The organism is Verrucosispora sp. SN26_14.1 (genome assembly GCF_004307965.1).
Lineage (GTDB): Bacteria > Actinomycetota > Actinomycetes > Mycobacteriales > Micromonosporaceae > Micromonospora.
In genome coordinates this window covers 1-8,074 of the sequence record NZ_SISL01000277.1, presented here as the reverse complement: position 1 = coordinate 8,074, position 8,074 = coordinate 1, and the positions used below count along the sequence as shown (strand labels likewise).

Here is an 8,074-nt window from a genome sequence, read left to right as displayed (position 1 = left end):
CAGGCCGACTGCGGCGGTCATCCGGACGAGCTGCCGGCGCCGCCCGGACCAGCCGCCCTCCGGCAGCGCCTCGGCGTCCGGGCGGAACACGTTCCCGCTGCTCTCGGCGCGCGGGGCGGGCCCGAACTGGGTGCGGTGGACGTACCAGCCGAGGAGGCGCTCGGCCGCGGCCGGAGCGAGGCGCCAGGGCAGGCCGATCAGCCGGGCGGCCCCGCCCGCGTACGCCTCGCGGCGCGGCTTGCGCAGCAGCCGGACGATCGTCTCGGCCACCACCTCCGGCGGGTAGACCGGCGGCGGGGGCGTCAGTTCCCGGCCGCTGTGGTTGGCGGCGTGCCGGAAGAACGGCGTGTCGATGGTGGCCGGCAGCACGGTGCAGACCGAGATCGCACCGCGCCCGGTGAGCCGCAACTCCTGGCGGACCGTGTCGGCCAGCCCCCGGATGCCGTGTTTGGCGGCGTTGTACGGCGACTGGTAGGGCATCGCCACCTCGGCCAGTATCGAGGCGTTGTTGACCACCACACCGCCACCGGCAGCCGACAGGTACGGCAGTGCGGCCCGGATGCCGTGGGCGCTGCCGAGCAGGTTCACGTCCAGCACCCGGCGGAACTCCGCCTCCGGGATCTCGTCGAACAACCCGACCGCGCCGACCGCCGCGTTGTTGATCCAGGCGTCGATCCGGCCGAACTCGGCCGCCGCGGCGGCCGCCAGCCGGTGCACCGCCGCCGGGTCGGTGACGTCGGTCGGCACCACAAGCGCCCGACCGCCCAGCTCACGACAGTGCCCGGCGACCCGGTCCAGGGCCGGCGCGGAGCGGGCGGCCAGCACCACGGCGCAGCCGCGACGGGCCAGCGCGTAGGCGGTCGCCGTACCGATGCCACTGGAAGCTCCGGTGATCACCACGGTCGCGTCGGCGAGCTTTCGGGCGAGGGGCATTCCTCATCGGTACCCCCTGGTGTCCGGGTCATGCGCGCCGGACACCAGGGGATCTGCCATGTTTCGGCTCGTCGGAGCCCGGTTAATGGGACGCTCTGACCGGAGACCACCGCCCCATCCGCATGGAGGTGACCCATGCGCGTCGGCCTCGTCTGCGCCCACGCCGCTTCGCCGCCGTCCGGCGACGGTAACGTCGTCGGCACCTACCAGCACATCGCACGGGTCGCCGCCGAACTGGCGGGGAGAGGCCACGACGTCCGGGTCTACACCCGACGGGACGATCCGGAGGTCGCCGAGAGCGACCTCGTCGACGGGTACCGGATGGAACGGGCCCCGGTGGGTCCGATCACCCCGATCCCCACCGCCGAGCTGGTGCCGTACGTGCCGGCGTTCGGCCAGTGGCTGGCCGACCGGTGGTCCGGCGACTGGACGCCGGAGGTCGTGCACGGCCACTACTGGGTCGGTGGACTCGCCGCCGCGCAGGCGGTCCGGGAGACCGACATCCCGGTGGTGCAGACGTTCCACTCTCTCGGCATGGAGCAGCTCCGCCACCTCGGTTCGCAGTACGACGGGCCGGGCACCCGCATCCCGTTGGAACGGGCGCTGACCCGGGCGGTGGACATGGCCGTCGCCCAGTGCAACGACGAGGTCGACGAGCTGACCCGGATGGGTCTGCAACGCAGCTCGGTGGCGATGGTGCCGACCGGAGTGGACATCGACCGGTTCCACCCCGACGGCGAGGCGGCACCCCGGGACCAGCGTCCCCGGATCCTCTCCGTCGGCGGGCTCTCCCCAGGCCACGGGCAGGACGATCTGATCCGCGCGATGCGCCTGGTGGGCGACGCGGAACTGGTGATCGCTGGTGGCCCGCCGGCCGAGGGGCTGGCCCAGCACACCGAGGCCCGTCGGCTGCGGGAACTGGCCGAGCGGATCGGCGTGGGGGAGCAGGTGCACCTGGTGGGCGCCGTGCCGCACGAGCAGATGGCCACCTGGTACCGCTCGGCCGACGTGGTCGCCTGCACCCCGCACTACTCGTCGGCCGGACGGGTGTCGCTGGAGGCGATGGCCTGCGGGGTGCCGGTGGTCGGCTACGCGATGGGCGGTATCGCCGACGCGGTGGTGGACGAGGTGACCGGCAAGCTGGTGTCGCCGGGCGACGTCCGGACGCTGGGGATGACGCTGCGTCGGGTGCTCACCGACAACGCGGGCCGGTTCGCGTACGGGCACGCGGCGGTGGACCGGGTCCGGTGCAGCTACACCTGGGAGCGGACCGCCTCCGCCCTGGAACGGCTCTACGAGCGGGTGGTCGGCCGGCGCAGGCCCGTCGAGGCGGCCTGAGCCAGACCGGAGCCGGTCTGGGAGAGCTGGGCGGCGGGGTGCGGCATCGGCCCGTCCGTGCCGCCCGGGCGTGCCCGGCTCGGCTGCGGCCCGATCAGCGGCTTGCCGGCGACGACCGCCCGCGAGGTCTCCTGGGCGACGGCGTGGTGGTGCTGCGGCTCGGCGTACCGGGTGAGGCCGATGACCGAGGCGAGGGTGACCAGGAAACCGACTCCGGCCAGCCACTCCCGGCCGGGCCAGATCTTGTCGTTGAGCAGCAGCAGCCCGACGATCGCGGCGGGGACCGCCCCGGCGGCGTCCATCGCGGCCACCGCCGCCGTGGTGGAGCCGCGCTGCATCGCCAGGCCGAGCAGCAGCTGCCCGACCACGGAGTGCCCGACCAGCACGTAGAGCAGCGGGTCGGCGAGGAACGCGTCCCAGGTCGGTGCGGAGGCCAACGGGCGGGCGGCGATCGCGGCGGCGGAGAAGGCCAGCCCGGCCAGCGAGCCGAGCGCCACCGAGCCGGGAGCGCCGCGTAGCCGGACCGCGAAGAAACCCAGCACCGCGATCACGCCGAGCGTCACCAGCAGGGCGATCATCCCGGCGGTGCCGAGGGGCTTGGACTGTGCCGGCTGGGCGGCGAGCACCAACGCGGTGATCCCGGCGAAGAGCAGGAGCAGCAGCACCACCTCGGCCACCGGCAGCCGCCATTTCAGCACCAGGACACCGAGGATCGCGGTGACCCCGAGCCCGGCCGCCACGCTGGCCTGCACCAGGAACAGCGGCAGGTCGCGGCGGGCCAGGAAGGCCAGCACGAAGCCGCCCACCTGGCAGACCAGGCCGATCAGGTAGGCGCGGTGTCCGGCCAGGCGCAGCAGCAGACCGGGATCGAAGGTGTGCTGCACTGTGGTGCGGGCTGCGGCGACCGACTGCAACAGGTTGGCAACGCCGTACGCGACGATCATCGCCGCGAGAAAACACCAACCCGAGGTAGCCACCTGGCGAGGATAGAGGTAACCGGACGTCAGTGCGCGGCGGGCCGACCGAGCCTGTCGAGGAGTTCGGCGTGCAGTATTCCGTTGCTGGCCACCGCGCTGTTTTCGCCTCCGGCGGGGGCCGGTCGACCGGCCAGATCGGTGAAGGTACCCCCCGCCTCGGTCACGATGGGTACCAATGCGGCCACGTCCCAGAGCGACAGCTCGGGTTCGACCATGACGTCCAGTGCGCCCTCGGCCAGCAGCATGTAACCGTAGAAGTCGCCGTAGGCGCGACTGCGCCAGGTGTCCCGCATCAGTTGGAGCATCGGCGCCAACCGACCGGCCTCCTCCCAGCCGCTGAGGGAGGAGTAGCAGAAGCTCGCGTCGGCCAGCTCCGCGACGGCGGAGACCCGGATCGGTTCGCCCGAGGCGGCGTCCGGGCCTGCGTACGCACCGGTGCCGGTCGCCGCCCACCAGCGGCGGCCCAGGGCCGGTGCGGAGACCAGCCCGGCGACGGGTCGGCCGTCCTCCAGCAAGGCGATCAGGGTGGCCCAGACGGGCACTCCCCGGACGAAGTTCTTGGTGCCGTCGATCGGGTCCACCACCCACTGCCGGGTGCCGGCGGCCGGCGACGCGCCGTACTCCTCGCCGAGCAGCCCGTCGTCCGGCCGGTGCGCGGTCAGCAGCGACCGGATCGCGCGCTCCACGGCGGTGTCCGCGTCGGAGACGGGGGTGAGGTCGGGCTTCGCCTCCACCCGCAGGTCGAGCGCGCGGAACCGGGCCGCCGAGATGGCGTCGGCGGCGTCGGCGAGCCGGTGGGCGAGAGCGAGATCGTCGGCGTACCCGGTCATGCCGGACACGGTAGCGACGCCGGTCGCGGCCGGTCCCGCCGGGCCGTCGTGACCTGGGCGCGGCTCACTCCGGGTGCCCGCGCGGCTCGACCTCGCCGCGTGGCTCCAGGTCGCCGGAGCGGGAGGCCAGCAAGCGGCGGTACGAGGCCAGCCGGCGCGGATCCGCCCGCCCCTGCGCCACCCAGGCGTCCAGCGTGCAGTCGGCCTCGTCGGCGGTGTGCGGGCAGTTGGCCGGACAGTCGGCGGTGGCCTCGACGAGGTCGGGGAAGCCGTGCAGCAGGCTCTCGGCCGAGACGTGTGCCAGCCCGAAACTGCGGACGCCCGGCGTGTCCACGATCCAGCCCGGGGCGTCCGCGGCGCCCGGCAGGGCAGGCAGCCGCAACGCCACCGCGCTGGTCGAGGTGTGTCGCCCCCGGCCGATCGCGCTGACCGTGCCGACCGCCCGGTCGGCCTCCGGGACCAGCCGGTTGACCAGCGTCGACTTGCCCACCCCGGAGTGCCCGACGAGCACCGACACCCGGCCGGCGAGCAGGCTGCGGAGGGCGTCCAGCGGCGAGTCCGGCCGGATCAGCACGTACGGCAGTTCGAGCTCGGTGTAGTAGTCGAGCACCGCCTCGGGCCCGGCCAGGTCGGCCTTGGTCAGGCAGAGCAGCGGCTCGATGTCCGCGTCGTAGGCCGCCACCAGGCAGCGGTCGATGAATCCGGTACGCGGCGGCGGGTCGGCCAGCGCACTGACGATCACGAGCTGGTCGGCGTTGGCGACGACCACCCGTTCCAGCCGCCCCTCGGCGGTGCTGGCGTCGTCCTCGGCGGTCCGCCGCAGCACCGAGTGGCGGGGGGCGATCCGGACGATGCGGGCCAGCGCCCCGGCCGCGCCGGAGGTGTCCCCGACCAGGGCCACCCGGTCTCCGACCACCACCGACTTGCGGCCCAGCTCGCGGGCGCGCATCGCGGTGACGGTGGGGTCGTCGGGCCCGGCTCCGGTCAGCACGCAGGTGTAGCGTCCCCGGTCCACCGCGAAGACGAAGCCGTCCCGGGCGTCGGAGTGCCGGGGGCGGGTGCGGGTACGCGGACGCGAGGACTTGCCGGGCCGGACCCGGACGTCGTCCTCGTCGTACTCGCGTCGCTTGGTCGCCAGGTCCGCCCCTCCGTCGTCGGTCAGCTCTTGCCGGTCACCATCGCCGACCATAGTGCCGGAAACTCGGGCATGGTCTTCGAGGTGCACGCCACGTCGTTCAACTCGATGCCGGGGACGGCCAGGCCGGTGATCGCCGCGGCGTGCGCCATCCGGTGGTCATCGTAGGTGTGGAACACGCCACCCCGCAGCGGTCGGGGGCGGATCTCCAACCCGTCGGACGCCTCGGTGACGTCCGCACCCAGCGCGGCGAACTCCCGCGCCAACGCGGCCAGCCGGTCGGTCTCGTGCCCCCGGATGTGCTCGACGCCGGTGAACACCGAGGGGGAGTCGGCCAGCATCGCCAGCGCGGTCAGGGCCGGGGTCAGCTCGCTGACGTCCGAGAGGTCGGCGCGCAGCCCGTGGACCGTCCCGGTGCCGCGTACGGTGAGCCCCTCGGTGGTGAGCGCGACCTCCGCGCCCATCTGCTGCAACAGCGAGCGGAGCCGCTCCACCGGCTGTGCGCTGCTGCCCGGCCAGCCCTGGAGCGTCACCTCGCCGCCGGTGACCAGCGCGGCGGCGAAGAACGGCACCGCGCCGGAGAGGTCGGGCTCGATCTGCCAGCCGCGCCCGGTCAACGGGCCCGGTTCGACCACCCACACGTCCGGCGTGCTGTCGTCCACTGCCGCGCCGGCCGAGCGCAGCATCTGCACGGTCATCCGCAGGTGGGGCGCGGAGGGCACCGGCGGGCCGACGTGGCGTACCACCAGGCCCCGGTCGAAGCGCGGGGCCGCCAGCAGCAGGCCGGAGACGAGTTGGCTGGAGGCGGAGGCGTCGATCACCACCTCGCCGCCGGTCACCCGCCCGGTGCCGAGGACGGCCAGCGGCAGGCTGCCCGGACCGGTGGTGTCGATGCGGACGCCGAGCGAGCGCAGCGCCTCGATCAGCGGGCCCAACGGCCGGGTGCGGGCGTGCGGGTCGCCGTCGAAGGTGACCCGGCCGTCGGCAAGCCCGGCGACCGGCGGTACGAACCGCATGATCGTGCCGGCCAGGCCGACGTCGACGTGGGCCGGGCCGACCAGCGGGTGCGGCCGGACCAACCAGCGCTCGTCGTCGGCGATCGACACGTGCGCGCCCATCGCCCGCAGCCCACCGGCCATCAACTCGGTGTCGCGGGCGCGCAGCGGCGCGGCCAGTGTCGAGGGGCCGGTGGCCAGCGCGCTGAGCACCAGGGCCCGGTTGGTCATCGACTTGGACCCGGGCAGGCGTAGCGACGCCGACACCGGATCGCTGGCCGTCGGGGCGGTCCACGGCTGTAGCGGCCGGGTCGCGGTCAGGTTCCCCACGGTTCCCATTCTGCCGTGTGCCGGGCGTCGGCGGACCTCGCCGTTTCCCACTCCCGATGAACGGGACAGCCGCCCGGCCGGTGGCGCGCTAGCGTGTCGGACATGTGCGGGAGGTACGCCACGACCCGGAGCTCCGGTGACCTGAGCGGGCTGTTCGAGTCCGCCGACGAGACCGGTGGCGACCTGGCGGTCGACTACAACGTGGCGCCGACCGATCCGGTGCCGCTGGTGCGGGTCAGCTCCGAGGGGCACCGGGTGCTCTGTCTGGCCCGCTGGGGGCTGGTGCCGCCGTGGTCCCGGTCGCCCGCCGGTGCCGCACGCATGATCAACGCTCGCGCCGAGACGGTCGCCACCAGCCGGGCGTACGCGCCGTCCTTCGCCCGCCGTCGGGCCCTGGTCCCGGCCGACGGCTGGTACGAGTGGGTCCGTCGACCGGACGGCACCAAGCAGGCGTTCTATCTGACCCCACGCGACGGGTCGGTGCTCGCCTTCGCGGGCATCTGGTCGGTCTGGGGCGGCCCCGACGACCCGCTGATGACGTGCAGCGTGGTGACCACCGGCGCCCTGGGTGAGCTGGCCGAGGTGCACGACCGGATGCCGTTGCTGCTGCCGCCGGAGCGGTGGGCGACCTGGCTGGGCGGGGGAGGTGAGCCGGCGGAGCTGCTGGTCCCGCCGGCACCGGAGTGGCTGGCCGGGCTGGAGGTGCGCCCGGTGGGGCCGGCGGTCGGCGACGTCCGCAACGACGGTCCCCGGTTGACCGCCCGGGTGCCACTGTCGTCCCCGGCCGGCCCGGAAGAGGCGACCCTGTTCTGATTGCACCCCGCATATTGTCGGGAGTGATTTGCCGCAGTTGCGGGTGAAAGGTGCAGGGCTCTTTCTGGCAACTTCCCGGCAGACACTTGTCCCCGTGCCAGTAAATGCGATAGAACACAGCGCCGGTGGTGGGTGTCGTTCGCGTCCTGTGAACGATGCTCATCGATATTGCTGGTCCCACGGGGGAGGTGGGTGGATGACACGGGCGCGTATGCCCCGTCCGCACGAGGTGGCCGCCGCACGGCGTGATCCACGACTGTTGAGGGCGCTGCACGAGCGGCGACAAGACGAAGCCTGGCGTACCAGGGGGACATGCCAGAGCGTCGATCCGGAGACGTTCTTTCCGGCACCGAACGAGCCGGCCGACGCGGCGGTGGCACTCTGCAACAGCTGTGACGTGCAGGGTTCCTGTCTCGCCTGGGCGCTGGAAGTGGGCGACTGCCACGGCGTGTGGGGTGGCACCACACCCCGCGAGCGGCGGGCGATGTTGGTGGCCTGGCGTGACGAGGTCCAACCCGATCCGGACGCCGCCAGCGAGGCGGGTCCGCCGGTGCGTGATCGACTGCTCACCCTGGTGCCGCTGAGCTGATCGATGAGCCGGTCCGGAGCGGGACGCCGTGTCGTCGGACGCGACGGTCCCGCCCCGGAGCCGGCCAGATGGCGTCGGCGGGAACGAGGCACGCCGACCTGCGGACCGACCGGCGGTGGGGGTGCCCGGACGCC

Annotated in this window: 8 protein-coding genes; 3 read left to right on the top strand and 5 right to left on the bottom strand. The window is 73.7% G+C overall.

Annotation, left to right across the window (positions count from 1 at the left end; genetic code table 11):
* Positions 1 to 933, bottom strand: a 933-nt coding sequence (locus EYA84_RS21510; protein WP_131054853.1) for an SDR family oxidoreductase, incomplete at its 3' end; no start/stop codon positions are given.
* Between the two features lie 135 nt (positions 934 to 1,068).
* Between EYA84_RS21510 and EYA84_RS21505 the strand changes: the two genes are divergently transcribed.
* Complete coding sequence (locus tag EYA84_RS21505; protein WP_131054852.1) at positions 1,069 to 2,271, top strand: glycosyltransferase; 1,203 nt, start codon at positions 1,069 to 1,071, stop codon at positions 2,269 to 2,271.
* On the opposite strand, the gene EYA84_RS21500 is transcribed toward EYA84_RS21505, so the two are convergent.
* The 4 genes from EYA84_RS21500 to aroA form a co-directional block, all read right to left on the bottom strand.
* Complete coding sequence (locus EYA84_RS21500; protein ID WP_201272449.1) at positions 2,226 to 3,215, bottom strand: hypothetical protein; 990 nt, start codon at positions 3,213 to 3,215, stop codon at positions 2,226 to 2,228. The genes EYA84_RS21505 and EYA84_RS21500 overlap by 46 nt on opposite strands.
* A 59-nt stretch (positions 3,216 to 3,274) precedes the next feature.
* Complete coding sequence (hisN, locus tag EYA84_RS21495) at positions 3,275 to 4,078, bottom strand: histidinol-phosphatase (protein ID WP_131054850.1); 804 nt, start codon at positions 4,076 to 4,078, stop codon at positions 3,275 to 3,277.
* Positions 4,079 to 4,142: 64 nt separating this feature from the next.
* The gene (gene rsgA / locus EYA84_RS21490; RefSeq protein ID WP_131054849.1) at positions 4,143 to 5,267 is read right to left on the bottom strand and encodes a ribosome small subunit-dependent GTPase A; all 1,125 of its coding nucleotides are present in this window, start codon (positions 5,265 to 5,267) and stop codon (positions 4,143 to 4,145) included.
* Complete coding sequence (aroA, locus tag EYA84_RS21485) at positions 5,237 to 6,538, bottom strand: 3-phosphoshikimate 1-carboxyvinyltransferase (protein ID WP_131054848.1); 1,302 nt, start codon at positions 6,536 to 6,538, stop codon at positions 5,237 to 5,239. The genes rsgA and aroA overlap by 31 nt, the downstream gene beginning before the upstream one ends.
* Positions 6,539 to 6,640: 102 nt before the next feature.
* On the opposite strand from aroA, the gene EYA84_RS21480 reads away from it, so the two are divergent.
* Both EYA84_RS21480 and EYA84_RS21475 read left to right on the top strand, forming a co-directional pair.
* Positions 6,641 to 7,351, top strand: a complete 711-nt coding sequence (locus EYA84_RS21480; protein ID WP_131054847.1) for an SOS response-associated peptidase — start codon at positions 6,641 to 6,643, stop codon at positions 7,349 to 7,351.
* A gap of 196 nt (positions 7,352 to 7,547) precedes the next feature.
* Positions 7,548 to 7,940 (top strand): WhiB family transcriptional regulator, encoded by a 393-nt coding sequence (locus EYA84_RS21475; RefSeq protein WP_131054846.1) that lies wholly within the window; start codon positions 7,548 to 7,550, stop codon positions 7,938 to 7,940.
* Positions 7,941 to 8,074: the final 134 nt, after the last annotated feature.